General features: G+C 72.9%; 18 protein-coding genes, 1 pseudogene and 1 riboswitch. Of the genes and pseudogenes, 7 read left to right on the top strand and 12 right to left on the bottom strand.

Annotated features, from left to right (window positions below):
* Positions 1–96 precede the first annotated feature (96 nt).
* Positions 97–786: a copper homeostasis protein CutC gene (locus ACZ4V6_RS23500; protein ID WP_467830600.1), complete on the bottom strand. Its 690-nt coding sequence runs from the start codon at positions 784–786 to the stop codon at positions 97–99.
* 94 nt (positions 787–880) lie between these two features.
* A complete protein-coding gene (locus ACZ4V6_RS23495; RefSeq protein ID WP_467830597.1) occupies positions 881–1,564 on the bottom strand; it encodes a maleylpyruvate isomerase family mycothiol-dependent enzyme in 684 nt (227 codons plus the stop codon).
* A 47-nt stretch (positions 1,565–1,611) separates the two neighbouring features.
* On the opposite strand from ACZ4V6_RS23495, the gene ACZ4V6_RS23490 reads away from it, so the two are divergent.
* Both ACZ4V6_RS23490 and ACZ4V6_RS23485 read left to right on the top strand, forming a co-directional pair.
* Complete coding sequence (locus ACZ4V6_RS23490) at positions 1,612–2,274, top strand: HD domain-containing protein (protein ID WP_467830595.1); 663 nt, start codon at positions 1,612–1,614, stop codon at positions 2,272–2,274.
* Positions 2,275–2,284: 10 nt separating this feature from the next.
* Entirely contained in the window at positions 2,285–3,355 is a 1,071-nt protein-coding gene (locus ACZ4V6_RS23485; RefSeq protein WP_467830593.1) for a GNAT family N-acetyltransferase, read from the top strand.
* On the opposite strand, the gene ACZ4V6_RS23480 is transcribed toward ACZ4V6_RS23485, so the two are convergent.
* Both ACZ4V6_RS23480 and ACZ4V6_RS23475 read right to left on the bottom strand, forming a co-directional pair.
* Positions 3,337–3,618: a DUF4031 domain-containing protein gene (locus ACZ4V6_RS23480; protein WP_467830590.1), complete on the bottom strand. Its 282-nt coding sequence runs from the start codon at positions 3,616–3,618 to the stop codon at positions 3,337–3,339. The two genes, ACZ4V6_RS23485 and ACZ4V6_RS23480, sit on opposite strands and share 19 nt — an antisense overlap.
* 10 nt (positions 3,619–3,628) lie before the next feature.
* Positions 3,629–4,012, bottom strand: a complete 384-nt coding sequence (locus ACZ4V6_RS23475; RefSeq protein ID WP_467830588.1) for a hypothetical protein — start codon at positions 4,010–4,012, stop codon at positions 3,629–3,631.
* Between the two features lie 55 nt (positions 4,013–4,067).
* On the opposite strand from ACZ4V6_RS23475, the gene ACZ4V6_RS23470 reads away from it, so the two are divergent.
* From ACZ4V6_RS23470 to ACZ4V6_RS23460, 3 genes are all read left to right on the top strand, one after another.
* Positions 4,068–5,057, top strand: coding sequence for a MurR/RpiR family transcriptional regulator (locus ACZ4V6_RS23470; RefSeq protein WP_467830586.1), 990 nt, complete (start codon positions 4,068–4,070; stop codon positions 5,055–5,057).
* 104 nt (positions 5,058–5,161) lie between these two features.
* On the top strand, positions 5,162–6,097 hold the full coding sequence (gene murQ, locus ACZ4V6_RS23465; protein ID WP_467830584.1) for an N-acetylmuramic acid 6-phosphate etherase: 936 nt from the start codon (positions 5,162–5,164) through the stop codon (positions 6,095–6,097).
* Positions 6,098–6,274: 177 nt separating this feature from the next.
* Positions 6,275–6,838 (top strand): hypothetical protein, encoded by a 564-nt coding sequence (locus ACZ4V6_RS23460; RefSeq protein ID WP_467830582.1) that lies wholly within the window; start codon positions 6,275–6,277, stop codon positions 6,836–6,838.
* 19 nt (positions 6,839–6,857) lie between these two features.
* On the opposite strand, the gene ACZ4V6_RS23455 is transcribed toward ACZ4V6_RS23460, so the two are convergent.
* The 7 genes from ACZ4V6_RS23455 to thrC all read right to left on the bottom strand — a co-directional run bounded on the left by ACZ4V6_RS23455 (position 6,858) and on the right by thrC (position 13,568).
* Positions 6,858–7,430: a dihydrofolate reductase family protein gene (locus tag ACZ4V6_RS23455; protein ID WP_467830579.1), complete on the bottom strand. Its 573-nt coding sequence runs from the start codon at positions 7,428–7,430 to the stop codon at positions 6,858–6,860.
* 93 nt (positions 7,431–7,523) lie between these two features.
* Positions 7,524–7,925 (bottom strand): hypothetical protein, encoded by a 402-nt coding sequence (locus tag ACZ4V6_RS23450; RefSeq protein WP_467830577.1) that lies wholly within the window; start codon positions 7,923–7,925, stop codon positions 7,524–7,526.
* Positions 7,926–8,023: 98 nt separating this feature from the next.
* Positions 8,024–9,154 (bottom strand): NADH:flavin oxidoreductase, encoded by a 1,131-nt coding sequence (locus ACZ4V6_RS23445; protein ID WP_467830575.1) that lies wholly within the window; start codon positions 9,152–9,154, stop codon positions 8,024–8,026.
* 236 nt (positions 9,155–9,390) lie between these two features.
* Positions 9,391–11,013 (bottom strand): chaperonin GroEL, encoded by a 1,623-nt coding sequence (gene groL / locus ACZ4V6_RS23440; protein WP_467830573.1) that lies wholly within the window; start codon positions 11,011–11,013, stop codon positions 9,391–9,393.
* A gap of 327 nt (positions 11,014–11,340) precedes the next feature.
* Entirely contained in the window at positions 11,341–11,544 is a 204-nt protein-coding gene (locus tag ACZ4V6_RS23435; protein WP_004929928.1) for a cold-shock protein, read from the bottom strand.
* Positions 11,545–11,985: 441 nt separating this feature from the next.
* Entirely contained in the window at positions 11,986–12,261 is a 276-nt protein-coding gene (locus ACZ4V6_RS23430; RefSeq protein ID WP_467830571.1) for a MoaD/ThiS family protein, read from the bottom strand.
* Positions 12,258–13,568 (bottom strand): threonine synthase, encoded by a 1,311-nt coding sequence (gene thrC / locus ACZ4V6_RS23425; RefSeq protein ID WP_467830569.1) that lies wholly within the window; start codon positions 13,566–13,568, stop codon positions 12,258–12,260. The genes ACZ4V6_RS23430 and thrC overlap by 4 nt, the downstream gene beginning before the upstream one ends.
* An 18-nt stretch (positions 13,569–13,586) precedes the next feature.
* Positions 13,587–13,742, bottom strand: a riboswitch (SAM riboswitch).
* Between the two features lie 141 nt (positions 13,743–13,883).
* Between thrC and ACZ4V6_RS23420 the strand changes: the two genes are divergently transcribed.
* Together ACZ4V6_RS23420 and ACZ4V6_RS23415 are read left to right on the top strand one after the other, a co-directional pair.
* Complete coding sequence (locus tag ACZ4V6_RS23420) at positions 13,884–14,828, top strand: glucosyl-3-phosphoglycerate synthase (RefSeq protein WP_467830567.1); 945 nt, start codon at positions 13,884–13,886, stop codon at positions 14,826–14,828.
* A gap of 284 nt (positions 14,829–15,112) precedes the next feature.
* Positions 15,113–16,501, top strand: a complete 1,389-nt coding sequence (locus tag ACZ4V6_RS23415) for an alpha,alpha-trehalose-phosphate synthase (UDP-forming) (protein ID WP_467830565.1) — start codon at positions 15,113–15,115, stop codon at positions 16,499–16,501.
* Between the two features lie 7 nt (positions 16,502–16,508).
* Here ACZ4V6_RS23415 and ACZ4V6_RS23410 read toward each other — a convergent pair.
* A pseudogene (locus ACZ4V6_RS23410) lies at positions 16,509–16,839 on the bottom strand (hypothetical protein); the annotation flags it as partial.

Genomic DNA, 16,839 nt, shown 5'->3' with positions numbered 1-16,839 from the left:
CGGGTGTCCCCTCCGGGGGAGGCGCACCGGCGGCGCCGGGTCCCGCGAACCCGCCCCCCGGCCCGCGTCGGCACCGGGCGCGGGCGCACCCGGCACTCAGTCCCCCAGCACCCGCCGCCACTCCGCGACCGCCTGCGCCGACACCGGCCCGTCCCACCCGGAGGGCCGCGCCGCGCCGCCGATGTGGAAGCCGTCGATCCCGGCGTCCAGCAGCGTCGGCACGTGTTCCAGCCGCAGCCCGCCGCCCACCAGGAGCTGCTGCTCGTACCCCGGCTCCCCCCGCCGCCGCGCCTCGGCGAGCAGCGTGGGGAGGCCCTCGTCGACGCCTCCCGCCGCTCCGGCCGTCAGGTAGGTGTCCAGCCCGGGGAAGTCGGCGAGCCGCTTGCGCACCGCGCCGCGGCTGGAGGCCCGGTCGATGGCCCGGTGGAACGTCCACCGGCACCCCATCAGCACCCCCGCGACCCGCTCCACGGCCGCCAGGTCCACGTCCCCGTCCGCGTCGAGGAACCCGAGCACGAACTCGTCCGCGCCGATCTCCCGCATCTCCCTGGCGACCCCCACCAGCCGGTCGACGTCCCCGGCGTCGAACCCGTCCGCGAGCCGGAGCATCACCCGTACGTCGATGTCGACGGCGGCGCGGATCGCGGCGACGGTCGAGACCGACGGGGTGAGCCCGTCGGCCGCCATGTCGGTGACCAGTTCGAGGCGATCCGCGCCTCCGGCCTGGGCGGCGACCGCGTCCTCGACGTCGAGGGCGATCACCTCCAGGACTGCACGCTTGCTCATGGGGCCCCATTCGTCAGGCTTCTCGCACCACTAGAGGTCTAGTCCAATCCAAGCCTACGCCCGACAACGCCGCGAGGCGCCCCGCACCCCGCGATCAGCCCCCGAAGATGTTCAGCTCCGCCGCCTCGACCCCGGCCAGCTCGTACCGGGTCCCGTCGTCCACCGGCCGCCCCGCGTACAGCCGCACCAGCGTCGCCGCGTCGCCGATGAACCGCCCCGGCGGCCGCTCGCCGCTGGCCCCGCCCAGCTTCAGCGGCTCGTCCACGTCGTCGAGGTCGGCGTGCAGCGGCACGTGCCCGAGGTCCCGGGTGACCGAGGTCAGCAGCGTGAGCGCGTCCGGCAGCCCGCGCCCCGCGTACGCCTCCGGCTCGCCGAAGGCCACCCGCACGTCACCGGCGTGCACCCACTCGCCCAGCGCGACGCGGTCCAGGACACCGCCCGCACCGCCGATCACCGGACCGGCCTCGGTCATGCCGCGTTCCAGCTCGTCGACGATGCGGGCGTTGGTCCACTCGGCGCGCTCGGCGATGTCCCGGTCGTTGGACGCGGGCGAGAAGACGCCCTTCTCGAAGCGGCCCTCCACCACCCGCGTCAGCGCGGACGAGCAGTGCGCGAGCACGTCCCGCACGGTCCAGCCCGGACACGCCGCCACCGGCAGCGCGAAGTCGCCGTCCGCCCGGGACCGCAGCAGCGGCACCAGTTCGTCCCGTTCGACGGCCAGCAGCCGCCCGGGCAGTTCGGGGTCGCGTACGTCGTGCACATCGGCAGGAGTCGTCATGGGCACCACGCTAGGGGGCGGAAGGCCGGTCGCGGGAGAATGAGGGCATGGCCGATCTCGACGCCCTCCGCGCCCGCTTCGCCCGCGCCCTGGACGGAGCCCGGGGCTCCGGCGCCGGGCCGGACCCGGCGCCGTACGCCGGCAACCTGCTCGCCCGCTGGCAGGAGCCCCAGCGGCGCTACCACACGCTCGCCCACCTCACCGCGGTCCTGGACCACGTCGACGAGCTGGAGTCGTACGCCGACGATCCGGACGCCGTACGGCTGGCCGCGTGGTTCCACGACGCCGTGTACCTGCCCGAGCGGTCCGAGAACGAGGAGCGGTCGGCCCGGCTGGCCGAGCGGGCGCTGCCCGAGGCCGGGGTCCCGGCGGAGAGGACCGCCGAGGTGGCCCGGCTGGTGCGGCTCACCGTCTCCCACGATCCGGCCGACGACGACCGGGACGGGCAGGTGCTGTGCGACGCCGACCTGGCGGTCCTCGCCTCGCCGCCGAGCGCGTACGCCGCCTACACGGCCGCCGTCCGCGAGGAGTACCACTTCGTGCCGAACGACGCCTTCCGCGAGGGCCGGGCCGCGGTGCTCCGCCGACTGCTCGCTCTTCCGCGGCTGTTCCGCACGCCGTACGGGCAGCGGGAGTGGGAGGCGACCGCGCGCTACAACCTCACCGGTGAGCTGGAAATGCTCTCGCTCGGGGACAGTGCGGCACCGTAGCCTGCCCGACATGCGAACCATGGGCGGGGACCAGGTGGAAGAGGCCGTGGCGGGCGCGGTGGCGCTGCTGCGGACGGCGACGGACCGGGACTGGGCGGGGACACGGGCCGGGCGGCTGGAGTGGAGCTGCTGGTCCACGGCGGAGCACGTCGCCGGCGACCTCATCGCCTACGCCGGGCAACTCGCCGGACGGGCCGCCGACGCCTACGTCCCCTTCGAGATCACCCTCGACGAGGGCACCGACAACGCCGGCCTCCTCCACGTGATCGAGACCACCGGCGCCCTGCTCGCCGCCACCCTCCGCACCACCCCGCGCGAGGTCCGCGCCTTCCACCCGTACCCCTTCCGCAGCGCGAACCGCGAGGGCTTCGCCGCGATGGGCGTCACCGAGGTCCTGGTGCACACGCACGACATCGCCGAGGGCCTCGGCCTCGCCCACGAGCCGCCCGCCGAGCTGTGCGAGGACGTGCTGACCCGGCTCTTCCCGCACGTCCGGCCCGGCGCCGACCCCTGGCGCACCCTGCTGTGGGCAACCGGCCGCGGCGAGTTGCCCGGACGCGCCCCGCTCGCCGAGTGGCGCTGGAACAACAACCTCGTGATCCCCGCCGGACGCCTCACCCTCCAGGGCGTCACCCCGGCGGCCGCCGCCGACCTGGCCGCGGGCGGCGACGGCGGCTTCGCGTGGGTCGACGGCGGACCGTACCAGGGCACGCGGGACGCCGCCGGGATGCTGCTGAAGGCGTACGAAGCGGGCGTGCACCGGCCGGAGTGGGGCGTGTTCACGCTCGTGCGCACGGAGGACGGGCGCGCCGTCGGCGGCATGGGGTTCCACGGCGCGCCCGACGAGAACGGCCGGGTGGAGATCGGGTACGACCTCGCCGAGGCCGCCCGGGGCCACGGCTACGCCACCGAGGCCCTGCGCGCCCTGTCGGCGTGGGCGCTGGACCGGGAGGAGGTGGCGAGCGTCTTCGCGACGACCGAGCCGGGCAACACCGCGTCCCAGGCCGTCATCGCGCGCGCCGGTTTCACCCGGGTCGCCGAGGAGGACACCGGGCAGTTCGCCTACGAACTGCGCCGCTGACGGCCGCCGCCCTTGCGCCGCCGAAGCCCCGCCCCGTGCAGCAGTCGCACCACCTCGCGACTGCTGACCTCCAGGGCGCCGGCGGACACGGCGTCCGCGTACCGGTGGGCGGGGAGGTCGTAGTGGTCGCGCTCGAAGGCGCGGCGCGGCACGCCCAGGGCCTCGGCGAACGCGTGCAGTTCGGCGTAGGAGACGTCGCTGACGAGGTGCGACCACATGCGGCCGTGGCCCGGCCAGGCGGGCGGGTCGATGTAGACGGTCACCGGGGCGCCCTCACGACGTCTGCGTGCCGCCCGTGGCGGCGCCCAGCGAGCCGACCGGCGCGACCTTCACCCCGGCCTTGCCGCACACCCAGTGCGGGTCCGGGCCGAGTTCCGGCTCGACGTCCAGCGCGTGCGGGTCGCCGGAGCCGCACACCGGGCACAGCGGCCAGCGGCCGTACCGCTCCAGCAGGGCGTCCTGGACGTCCTGCGCGACCAGACCGGCCACGAACTCCACGCCCTCGGGCCACTGCTCGACCCACCAGCGCCGCTGCACGACGGACTCCTCGACGAGCGACACGACGTCCGCCTCCGCCACCCGGCCCGCCACCAGGTCGGCGAGCACGAGGGCGCGTGCGGCGTGCAGGGCCTGCTCCAGGGGGCTGATGGGGTCCATGCCCCCATTGTGCGCACTCTTGACCCGCGGACCGAAACGAAAATATCTTTCATGAGTGACCGATGACGTGAAGGAAACTTTCGCGAGTGCATCGAGCGCGTCGAGTGCTTCAGGTGCCGCGAGTGCGTCCGGCGACCGCCGCGCCGCCGGAGGCGGGAGCGCTCCGCCCGCGCCCGCCGCCCTCGCGGCCAAGGTGCGCACGCTGGCGCCGTCGATGACCCGCTCCATGCAGCGGGTCGCCGAGGCCGTCGCGGGCGACCCGGCCGGCTGCGCGGCCCTCACGGTCACCGGCCTCGCCGAGCTCACCGGCACCAGCGAGGCCACCGTCGTACGCACCGCCCGCCTGCTCGGTTACCCCGGCTACCGCGATCTGCGCCTCGCGCTCGCCGGGCTCGCCGCGCAGCAGCAGTCGGGGCGCGCACCCGCCATCACGACCGACATCGCGGTCGACGACCCGATCGCCGACGTCGTCGCCAAGCTGGCCTACGACGAGCAGCAGACCCTCGCCGACACCGCCGCGGGACTGGACACCGTCCAGCTCGGTGCGGCCGTCGCCGCCCTCGCCGCCGCCGGCCGCACCGACGTGTACGGCATCGGCGCCTCCGGGCTGGTCGCCCAGGACCTCACCCAGAAGCTCCTGCGCATAGGGCTGATAGCCCACGCCCCGAGCGATCCGCACCTCGCCGTCACCAACGCGGTGCAGCTGCGCGCCGGGGACGTCGCCCTCGCCATCACCCACTCCGGGTCGACCGGGGACGTCATCGAGCCGCTGCGGGTCGCCTTCGAGCACGGGGCGACGACCATCGCGATCACCGGCCGCCCCGACAGCCCCGTCACGCAGTACGCCGACCACGTGCTGACCACGTCCACGGCGCGGGAGAGCGAGCTGCGGCCGGCGGCGATGTCGTCGCGGACCAGTCAGCTGCTGGTGGTGGACTGCCTGTTCGTGGGAGTGGCGCAGCGGACGTACGAGTCGGCCGCGCCGGCCCTGGCGGCTTCCTACGAGGCGTTGGCCCACCGGCATGGTCATCGCGGCAGAGCATAGGGCTTGAGCGTCGCGGGCGGCTGACGGCCGGATGTGGCCGGCCGCGCAGTTCCCCGCGCCCCCGGGCGAGTACACCGACCGAAGCGGAAAAGAGCCGTTCTCTCATGACCTCCACCCCCCATCACCCCGACCTGCGTTCCCAGTTGGAGACGCTGACCACCGAGGCGTTCCGGCCCGAACTGGCCGAGATCGACCGGATGTCCACCCTCGACATCGCCCGGCTGATGAACGGCGAGGACACCACCGTGCCCGCCGCCGTCGCCGCCCGGCTGCCCGTGATCGCCGCCGCCGTCGACGCCGTCGCCGCCCGGATGAGCCGCGGCGGCCGGCTGGTCTACGCGGGCGCCGGCACGGCCGGCCGGCTCGGCGTGCTGGACGCCTCGGAGTGCCCGCCCACCTTCAACACCGGGCCCGGGCAGGTCGTCGGCCTGATCGCGGGCGGCCCGGAGGCCATGGTCACCTCCGTCGAGGGCGCCGAGGACTCCGCCGCGCTGGCCCGCGCCGACCTGGACGCCCTCGCCCTGACCGCCGACGACGCGGTGGTCGGCGTGTCCGCCTCCGGCCGCACCCCGTACGCCGTCGGCGCCGTCGAGCACGCCCGCGCGCTCGGTGCGCTGACCGTCGGCCTGTCCTGCAACGCGGGCAGTGCGCTGGCGGCCGCCGCCGAGCACGGCATCGAGGTCGTCACCGGCCCCGAGCTGATCACCGGCTCCACGCGGCTGAAGGCCGGTACGGCGCAGAAGCTGGTCCTCAACATGCTGTCGACGATCACGATGATCCGGCTCGGCAAGACGTACGGGAACCTGATGGTCGACGTCCGCGCCTCCAACGAGAAGCTGCGCGCCCGCTCGCGCCGTATCGTCGCGCTCGCCACCGGCGCCGGGGACGAGGAGGTCGAACGCGCCCTGGCCGCCACCGACGGCGAGGTCAAGCACGCCATCCTGGCCCTGCTGGCCGACGTCGACGGCCCGACGGCCGCCCGCCTCCTGGAGGACTCCGACGGCCGTCTGCGTGCCGCGCTGACGGCGGCGCGGGGCTGACCGCACGCCCGGTGGGCGCACGACGACCCCGCCGTCGCCCCCGTGCCACGGCCGGCGCCCTCCTCCCGGCCGGCGGCCCCGCGGACGGCGCCCCCGCAGGCCCGTCCGCGGTGCCCGGCACCGGCCACGGGGCGACGGCGCACGGCCCCGTCGGCACCGTGTGCGACCCTGAGGAGCATGAACCACGCCCAGCTGACCGCCCTGGGCCGCGCCCTGCGTCTCCTCGGTGAGCACGGCGAGGCCCTGACCGCCGACACACCGGACGCCAGGCTGCACGAGATCCGCGCCGACCTGAAGCGCGCGCTGGACCGGCTGGAGGAGAGCGTCACCACGACGGCCCCCAGCACCCGCTGCCCCGAGCATCCCAACGGACCGGTCGACGAGGCCGCCCCCGACCTGTGTCTGCTGTGCGAGACCCGTCGCCGCGCCGCCCGCCGCGCCGAGTACAACGGCGGCCCCCTGCCGGCCCGGCCCGCCGACCCCGCCCCGTCCCGTTACGGCGTGCGCGGCGACCGCCCGCAGCCCCAGCAGCGCTGGCTGCCGGAACGGTGGAACGGCCAGGCGTGGCAGCTGTGCGGCACCCCGCGCCGCGACCGCCGCGAGGCCGAGCTGTACATCGCCGCCCAGTTGCGCGCCCCGCGCGCGGCCATGGCGTACCGGCTGGTGCACGAGTTCACGGACTACGAGGTGCTGCGCGTGTGGGGGACGCCGGTGCGGGTGGACATCGAGCCGATGGGCTGAGGCGGCCCCGCCCGCGACGTCAGCGGACGACGTCGAAGACGTTCTTCTGGATGCCGTTGGCGTAGGTCTCGTGCTCGACGAGCCTCAGCTTCTGGGCGTCCTTGTCCGTGTCGCTGAACAGCCGCTTGCCCGCCCCGAGGAGCAGCGGGAAGACCAGCAGGTGGTAGCGGTCGACCAGGCCGGCGTCCGAGAGGGCCCGGTTGAGGGTGGCGCTGCCGTGCACGATGACCGGGCCGCCCTCCGTCTCCTTCAGCGCGGCGACGTCGTCGAGCGAGCGCAGGATCGTGGTCTCGCCCCAGTCGTCCACCAGGTCGCCGTCGGTGAGGGTGGTGGAGACGACGTACTTCGGCATCGCCTTGTAGCCGGCGAAGTCCTCCATGCCCGGCCAGACGGCGCTGAACGCCTCGTAGCTGACCCGGCCGAGCAGCATGGCGCCGGCCTCCTCCTGCTCCCGGCCCTTGATCTCGTACGCCTCGGGGAGGAACTCCACGTCCTTGAAGGTCCAGCCCGAGTTCCGGTAGCCGGGCTCGCCGCCGGGCGCCTCCACGACTCCGTCGAGCGAGACGAAGGCGGTGCTGATCAGGGTGCGCATCTGGGTCTCCTGGGTGGTTCGTGGTTCCGGCGGCTCATGATCCCGCTTTTCCGCGGTGCGTTCGCACGGTCTGACCGCGGCGTCCGCGAAAACTCATCGGTCGCCGTCCCCGGCCGTGCGGCGGGCGTCGCGGCCGGGGCTGCCGGCGTGGCCGGGCTCGCGGGCGCCGCCGCGTGTCCACACCGTCACGGGGCGACGGGCGGCCGGGTCCGGCCCGGGCGTCCGGACGCCGGCGGTCGGCCGGTCGCCGCCCGCCGGGACGGCTCGCGGGACCGTGGGGCCGCCGGGGTCCCTCGGGGGCGGCGGCCCGAGGGCGTACGCCTCGCGGGTGCCGGGCCGGGACGGGCCGGACGCGGGGCGGTGAACCGGGCGCCCCGCCGGGAGTGCGGCGAACGGGATGCCGCGGGAGACGGTCAGGCCGTCCTCCACGCGCCCGCGCGCCGCGCCGGCCCCGGTGCGCACCACGGGTCCCGGTACGGCCTCGGGGCCGCTCACCGGCCGCTCCCCACCGGTCGTCGTCCGGCGTGCGTACGGCAGCGGCCGGTGATTTCCGTGGACCCCGCGTCGCGGTGCGCTCCGGGCACGGGCCGGGTTCAGCTCAGGGTCTTCAGCGCCGCCGCGTCGAACGGCGCCAGCTCGTCGAAGCGGCCGTCCAGGACCTTCCGGGCCCACTGCGGGTCCTGGAGCAGGGCGCGGCCGACGGCGACCATGTCGAACTCGTCGCGCTCCAGCCGGTCCAGGAGGTCGTCGAGGCTGCCGAGCGCGGCGCCCTCGCCCTGGAAGGACTTGATGAACTCGCCCTCCAGGCCCACCGATCCGACCGTGATGGCGGTCTTGCCGGTGAGCTTCTTGGTCCAGCCGGCGAGGTTGAGGTCGGAGTCGTCGAACTCGGGCTGCCAGTAACGGCGCGTGGAGGCGTGGAAGGCGTCGACGCCGGCCGAGGCCAGCGGGGCGAGGATCGCCTCCAGCTCCTCGGGGGTCTCGGCGAGGCGCGCGTCGTAGGCGTCCTGCTTCCACTGCGAGTAGCGGAAGATGACGGGGAACTCGGCCGAGACCCTCTCGCGCACGGCGGCCACGATCTCCGCGGCGAACCTCGTGCGGGCCACGGGATCGCCGCCGTAGGCGTCGGTGCGGCGGTTGGTGCCGGCCCACAGGAACTGGTCGACGAGGTAGCCGTGGGCGCCGTGGATCTCCACGCCGTCGAAGCCGATGCGCTCGGCGGCGGCGGCGGCCTCGGCGAAGGCGCCGACGACGTCGTCCAGGTCGCGCTGGGTCATGACCTTGCCGGTGACCTCGTCCTCGCCGATGCGCAGGCCCGAGGGGCCGACGGCGGGGGCGTCGGGGAACGGCTGGTCGCCCTGCTCGCGCACCATCCCGATGTGCCACAGCTGCGGCACGATCGTGCCGCCCGCCGCGTGCACGGCGTCGGCGACCTTCGCCCAGCCGGCCAGCTGCTCGTCACCGTGGAAGCGCGGCACGCGGTCGCTCTGCCCGGCGGATTCGTGGCCGACGTACGTCCCCTCGGTGACGATCAGGCCGACACCGGCGGCGGCGCGGCGCGCGTAGTACGAGACCACGTCCTCGCCGGGGACGCCGCCCGGGGAGAACATGCGGGTCATCGGCGCCATCGCGATGCGGTTCGGCACGGTCAGGCCGTTGATGACGGTCGGGCGGGCGAGGATCCGCGCGGCGCGCGAGGCGGCTTCGGCGGCGGTGACGGTCATGGGGGGGCTCCTCGGGAGATACCGGTCAGTATGTGCACGCGCATGCATGCACGCCCCGTGCAACCGGCGCGCCCGCCACCGCCATTCCGGCCGCCCGCCGTACGTGACCCGGCTCACACGCCCCCGCGCCCCGTGCCACCCGGGGCACGACGCGCCCGAGGGCGGCACCCCCGGCCTGTGGCCAGGAGTGCCGCCCTCGGTACGTGAAGGACGGTCGATCAACCGGAACCGGTCGATCAGAAGTCCATGTCACCGCCCGGCATGCCGCCCGGAGCGGCCGCGGCGGCCTTCTCCGGCTTGTCGGCGATGACGGCCTCGGTGGTGAGGAACAGCGCGGCGATGGAGGCGGCGTTCTGCAGCGCGGAACGGGTCACCTTCGCCGGGTCGATGATGCCCTCGGCGATCATGTCGACGTACTCGCCGGTCGCGGCGTTCAGGCCGTGGCCGACCTGGAGGTTGCGGACCTTCTCCACGACGACGCCGCCCTCGAGACCACCGTTGACGGCGATCTGCTTCAGCGGGGCCTCCAGGGCGAGCTTCACGGCGTTGGCGCCGGTCGCCTCGTCACCCGTCAGCTCCAGCTTCTCGAAGACCTGGGAGGCCTGGAGCAGGGCCACGCCACCACCGGCGACGATGCCCTCCTCGACGGCCGCCTTCGCGTTGCGGACGGCGTCCTCGATGCGGTGCTTGCGCTCCTTGAGCTCGACCTCGGTGGCGGCACCGGCCTTGATGACGGCCACGCCGCCGGCCAGCTTCGCCAGGCGCTCCTGGAGCTTCTCGCGGTCGTAGTCCGAGTCGCTGTTCTCGATCTCGGCGCGGATCTGGTTGACCCGGCCCTGGACCTGGTCGGCGGAGCCGGCGCCGTCCACGATCGTGGTCTCGTCCTTGGTGATGACGACCTTGCGCGCCTTGCCCAGCAGGTCGAGCGTGGCGTTCTCCAGCTTGAGGCCGACCTCCTCGGAAATGACCTCGCCGCCCGTGAGGATGGCGATGTCGCCGAGCATGGCCTTGCGGCGGTCGCCGAAGCCCGGGGCCTTGACGGCGACGGACTTGAAGGTGCCGCGGATCTTGTTGACGACCAGGGTCGACAGGGCCTCGCCCTCGACGTCCTCGGCGATGATCAGCAGCGGCTTGCCCGACTGCATGACCTTCTCCAGGAGCGGGAGCAGGTCCTTGACGTTGGAGATCTTGGAGTTGGCGATCAGGATGTACGGGTCGTCGAGGACGGCCTCCATACGCTCCATGTCGGTGGCGAAGTACGCCGAGATGTAGCCCTTGTCGAAGCGCATACCCTCGGTGAGCTCCAGCTCCAGACCGAAGGTCTGGGACTCCTCGACGGTGATGACGCCTTCCTTGCCCACCTTGTCCATGGCCTCGGCGATGAGCTCGCCGATCTGGGTGTCGGCTGCGGAGATGGAGGCCGTGGAGGCGATCTGCTCCTTGGTCTCGACATCCTTGGCCTGCTCGAGCAGGGCGGCGGAGACGGCCTCGACGGCCTTCTCGATACCGCGCTTCAGGGCCATCGGGTTGGCACCGGCGGCCACGTTGCGCAGACCCTCGCGCACCAGGGCCTGGGCGAGGACGGTCGCGGTGGTCGTACCGTCACCGGCGACGTCGTCCGTCTTCTTGGCGACTTCCTTGACCAGCTCGGCGCCGATCTTCTCGTACGGGTCCTCGAGCTCGATCTCCTTGGCGATGGAGACACCGTCGTTGGTGATCGTGGGCGCGCCCCACTTCTTCTCGAGGACGACGTTGCGGCCCTTGGGGCCGAGCGTCACCTTGACGGCGTCCGCGAGCTGGTTCATGCCGCGCTCGAGGCCGCGCCGCGCCTCCTCGTCGAACGCGATGATCTTGGCCATGTGAAGTGGTCCCTCCAGGACTGGGGGTGATTCCTTCGGACCGCGCCCGCGCCCGCGACGGACGGCTCGCCGGCCTCGTGGGTTCCTTCCCCACCCGGCCCGCGGGCCTCACCGACCCGGTCCTTCGTTGTCACTCTCACCTTCAGAGTGCTAACGCAATGATTAGCACTCGGCCCGTCCGAGTGCAAGGTGCGCCCGCGAAGCGGGCTCGCCGAGGGGTGGTGGTCGGGCGGCGGCGGGTCCCGGTCCCGGGCAGGCCGAAGGGCCCGTACCCCAGGGGGTACGGGCCCTTCGGAGAAGACCGTTGGCTTGCGCCGGCCGCACGTCTCAGGCGCTGAGGCGAACCATGTCGGCCTGCGGGCCCTTCTGACCCTGCGAGATCTCGAACTCGACCCGCTGGCCTTCTTCGAGGGTGCGGTAGCCGTCCATCTGGATCGCGCTGTAGTGGACGAAAACATCCGCACCACCGTCGACCGCGATGAAGCCGTACCCCTTCTCCGCGTTGAACCACTTGACGGTGCCCTGAGCCATGCCTAACTCCCCTATTACTGGCCCTTGCACAGATCCGCACTTCGCGGATCCGGGTCAGACCTCACCCCCCGATGGGTGGGGGCGTGCGCCGGAACGCGTCGACCGCGGCTGAATGTATCTGTCCAACTGCCGTCTGCAACAGGGCAATCGGACGAGAAATCCGGACGCGAGCGGTCCGGGATATGGGGAGAATTCGCCTGGATCCGGGTCAAGCCGGGCTGCACAAAGCGAACAAAAGCCGCGAAATACACCCACACTTTGGCTACATCTTGTCGGGCCTGCGGCAGGAATTCCGGGGCGCCGGCCTGAAGGCCGCGGGCGCATTCCCCAACTCTACCGCGCTCAATCACATGGAATTGCCCCCTCCGCTTCTTTGGCGGAGAGGGCAGTCCGATGAACTCTGCGTGACACCGGTCACCGAAGGCGACCGGAGCGGGCGGGTCAGCCGCCGGCGACCGCCGGGATGATGGACACGCCGGCACCGTCCGGCGTCGCCGTCTGGAGGCCCTGCTCGAAGCGGACGTCGTCGTCGTTGACGTAGACGTTCACGAAGCGGCGCAGCTTGCCCTGGTCGTCCAGGACGCGGGCGGCGATGCCGGTGTGGTTCTTCTCCAGGTCGGAGATGACATCGGCGAGGGTGGCGCCCTCGGCGGCGACCTCGGCCTTCCCGCCGGTGTAGGTGCGCAGGATGGTGGGGATGCGAACGGTCACGCTCATGCGAGGCCAGCCTCTCGGAAGGAGTCCAGGTTGGGGCGGATCGTCGCGGTCAGGCCGGTGCCGGCCACCGCGTCGAGGGTCTTGAGGCCGTCACCGGTGTTGAGGACGACCGTGGTGAGCGACGGGTCCAGGAGGCCGTTCTCGATCAGCTTCTTCGTGACGCCGACCGTCACGCCGCCGGCGGTCTCCGCGAAGATGCCCTCCGTGCGCGCCAGCAGCTTGATCGCGTCGACGACCTGCTCGTCGGTCACGTCCTCCACCGCGCCGCCGGTGCGGCGGGCGATGTCGAGGACGTAGGGGCCGTCGGCCGGGTTGCCGATCGCGAGGGACTTGGCGATGGTGTTCGGCTTCTGGGGGCGCACGACGTCGTGGCCGGCCTTGTAGGCGGTGGACACCGGCGAGCAGCCCTCGGCCTGCGCACCGAAGATCTTGTACGGCTTGTCCTCGACCAGGCCGAGCCTGATCAGCTCCTGCAGGCCCTTGTCGATCTTCGTCAGCTGGGAGCCGGAGGCGATCGGGACGACGAGCTGGTCGGGCAGCCGCCAGCCGAGCTGCTCGCAGATCTCGTACGCGAGGGTCTTGGACCCCTCGGCGTAGTAGGGCCGCAGGTTGACGTTGACGAAGCCCCAGCCCTCACCGGCCGGGTCGCCGATCAGCTCGGAGCAGAAGCGGTTCACGTCGTCGTAGTTGCCCTCGATGCCGACCAGTTCACCGCCGTAGACGGCGGCCATGACGACCTTGCCCTGCTCCAGGTCGTGCGGGATGAACACGCAGGAGCGGAAGCCGGCCCGGGCGGCGGCGGCGCCGACGGCGCCGGCGAGGTTGCCGGTGGAGGAGCAGGACAGGGTGGTGAAGCCGAAGGCGCGGGCGGCCTCCAGGGCCTGGGCGACGACGCGGTCCTTGAAGGAGTGCGTCGGGTTGCCGGAGTCGTCCTTGACGTACAGACCGCCGGTGACGCCGAGTTCGCGGGCCAGGTTGTCGGCCTTGACCAGCTTGGTCCAGCCCGGGTTGATGTTCGGCTTGGTCGCGACGTCGGCCGGGACGGGCAGCAGGGGCGCGTAGCGCCAGATGTTCGCGGGGCCCGCTTCGATGCGCTTGCGCAGTTCCTCGGTGTCGTGGGCCGAGAAGTCGTAGGCGATCTCCAGCGGGCCGAAACACTCCTCGCAGGCGAAGACCGGGCCGAGCGGCACGCGGTGGCCGCACTCGCGGCAGGAGAGCGCCGCGGCGGGACCCAGGTCCACGGAAGAGGGGGTGGAAGCGGTGGTGCCGGCGTTGTCGGTGGTGCTTGCGACAGTCTGCACAGCCATGTGAGGCGAGGCCCTTTCTCCTCATCTTCCTCACGACGCATCTCGCCGTGAGACGGATTTGGCACCTTCCCTAGCCGGGAGCCTCGCGCTGTGATCGACAGTGATCCACGAGAACCGACTGGAGGGTTGCCGGGGCTTCATCGGGCCGTGTCCCTCTGCCCCTCTGGATGAGCGGTATGTGGTTGTTTTTCGCATGTCACGCGGCGACCCCGGCATGCGCCGGTCCTCCGCGTTGTTCAAGACTGTAACCGAAGGCCACGACAGTTGAGATAGTCGTCCGTACCGCGAGATGGATCACAAAGGAGCCCCCCGACCGTGCTGGAAGAAGTCGAGCGCTGGCTGGGCGCACGCTCCTGGTCCGTGGCAGACCGCACGCTTCCCCAGATCATGGCCGCCAAGCGCGCCACGGGCCAGACGGTCAGCGTGGTGCTGCCCGCGCTCGACGAGGAGGCGACCGTCGGCGACATCGTCGCGGTGATCCGCCGCGAGCTGATGGGGCGGGTCCCGCTCGTCGACGAACTCGTGGTCGTGGACTCCGGGTCGACCGACCGCACGGCGGCGGTGGCCGCGGCGGCGGGGGCGCGCGTCGTCCACCGCGACCGGATACTCCCCCGCATCCCGGCCGTGCCCGGCAAGGGCGAGGTGCTGTGGCGCTCGCTGCTGGTCACCGGCGGGGACATCGTCTGCTTCGTCGACGCCGACCTGCGCGAGTTCTCCGCCGACTTCGTCTCCGGCATCGTGGGCCCGCTGCTCACCGACCCGGAGGTCCACCTCGTCAAGGCCATGTACGACCGCCCGCTCGACGCCGCCCCGGGCGAGGGCGGCCGGGTCACCGAGCTGATGGCCCGTCCGCTGCTCAACCTGCACTGGCCGCGACTGGCGGGCTTCGTCCAGCCGCTCGGCGGCGAGTACGCGGCCCGCCGCTCCCTGCTGGAACGGCTGCCCTTCCCCGTCGGCTACGGCGTCGAGCTGGGGATGCTGGTCGACGCCCTGCACCTGGTGGGCCTGGACGCCCTCGCGCAGGTCGACGTCGGCGTCCGCAGGCACCGGCACCAGGACGGCCGGGCGCTGGGCCGCATGTCCGCCGCGATCTACCGCACCGCCCAGCTCCGGCTGGCCCGCGGCCATCTGCTCCGGCCGGCCCTCACCCAGTTCGAGCGGGGCGCCGACGGCTTCGAGCCGCACACCTACGCCGTCGACACCGAGGAACGGCCCCCGATGACGGAGATCGCGGAGTACGCGTCCCGCCGGGTGGCCTGAGCGTCGGCCGGCGACGCCGTCCGACCGGCGCCGGCGGCCGCCGCCCCGCTCGCGGACCTTCTCCCCCGTGCCCGGGGAGGAGGCCTGCCGCCCGGTGCCGCGGTGCCGGCGAGTCCGTCCATGCGCGTGCGTGTGGGCATGCGCACCCACACCCCCTCATGGGGGAGATGCGCACGCACATGCCCGGATGTTCACAACTTCCCCACAAGCCGTGTGACCACGTCGACGCCCGAGTGACGCGCGGGCACGTTTGAGGATTTGGGGGCCGGGCTAGGTTGAGGCGTATGGCTTCAAGCTTCGGTGCTGCTCAGGTGCTGGTCGCCTCCAATCGGGGGCCCGTCTCGTACGAGGTGCGGGAGGACGGTTCGCTGCATGCCAAACGGGGCGGCGGCGGACTGGTCTCCGGACTGTCGGCCATCGGGCCGGACGCGGACGCGTTGTGGGTCTGTTCCGCCTTGGGCGACGGCGACCGCGAGGCGGTCCGGCGCGGGGTCGGCGAGGACGGCGTGCGGATGCTGGACGTGCCGGCCGACGTGCACGCGGACGCGTACAACGGGATCGCCAACTCGGTGCTGTGGTTCGTGCACCACATGCTGTACCAGACGCCCCTGGAACCCGTCTTCGACGCGGAGTTCCGGCGGCAGTGGGCGTCCTACGAGGCGTACAACCGGGCCTTCGCCGAGGCACTGGCCGAGGAGGCCGCCGAGGGGGCGGTCGCGATCGTGCAGGACTACCACCTGACGCTGGTGCCGGGGATGCTGCGCGAGCTGCGGCCCGACCTCAGGATCGGCCACTTCTCGCACACGCCGTGGGCGCCGGTGGACTACTTCCGGATGCTGCCGGACGACATCGCCGAGCAGGTGCTGCGCGGGATGCTGGGCGCCGACCGGCTCGGGTTCCTCACCCGCCGGTGGGCCGACGCGTTCACCGCCTGCTGCGACGCGCTGGTGGGCGGGGTCGGGGACACCGAGATCGGCGTGCACGGGCTGGGCGCGGACGCGGACTTCCTGCGGAAGCGGTCGCACGAGGCCGACGTGGACGAACGGATGGCGGCGCTGCGCGAGGAGATCGGCGAGGGGCGCCGGACCATCGTCCGGGTGGACCGGACCGAGCTGTCCAAGAACATCGTGCGGGGCATGCTGGCGTACCGGCAGCTGCTCGCCGACCGGCCCGAGTGGCGGGAGCGGGTCGTGCACGTCGCCTTCGCCTACCCGTCGCGGCAGGACCTCGCCGTGTACCGGGACTACACGGCCGAGGTGCAGCGGGTCGCGCAGGAGATCAACGCGGAGTTCGGGACGCCCGGGTGGACGCCGGTGGTGCTGCACGTGAAGGACGACTTCGCGCGGTCCCTGGCGGCGTACCGGCTGGCGGACGTGGCACTGGTCAACCCCATCCGGGACGGGATGAACCTCGTGGCGAAGGAGGTGCCGGTCGTCTCCGACGAGGGGTGCGTGCTGGTGCTGTCGCGGGAGGCGGGGGCGTACGAGGAGCTGGGCGACGACGCGGTGGCGGTGAACCCGTACGACGTCACCGCAACGGCACAGGCGCTGCACGAGGCGCTGTCCGTTCCGCCCGGGGAGCGGGTGGAACGGTCGAAGCGGCTGGCCGCGGCGGGGACGGCCCTGCCCCCGGCCCGCTGGTTCCTGGACCAGCTGGAGGCGTTGCGGGGCTGAGCGGGGGTCACCGGTCCTGGACGGGCGGGCAGGTGCCCGTCTCCTCACCGATCGAGTTGATCTCCGCGTTCGACCTCGGGTCCCCCGCGTAGTCCACCCGGTCCGTGCACTTCACCCCGCCCTTGCCGGGAGTGCCGGACCCCGTGCCGCCCGACTGCGGCTGCGGACAGGCGCCCGTCTCCTCACCGATCGAGTTGATCTCCGCGTTCGACCTGGGGTCCCCCGCGTAGTCCACCTGGTCGGTGCACTTCACCCCGCCCTTGCCGGGAGTGCCGGACCCCGTGCCGCCCGACTGCGGCTGCGGACAGGCGCCCGTCTCCTCACCGATCGAGTTGATC

This window comes from Streptomyces sp. NPDC029152 (assembly GCF_055564355.1).
This window is presented reverse-complemented; position numbering and strand designations above follow the sequence as displayed.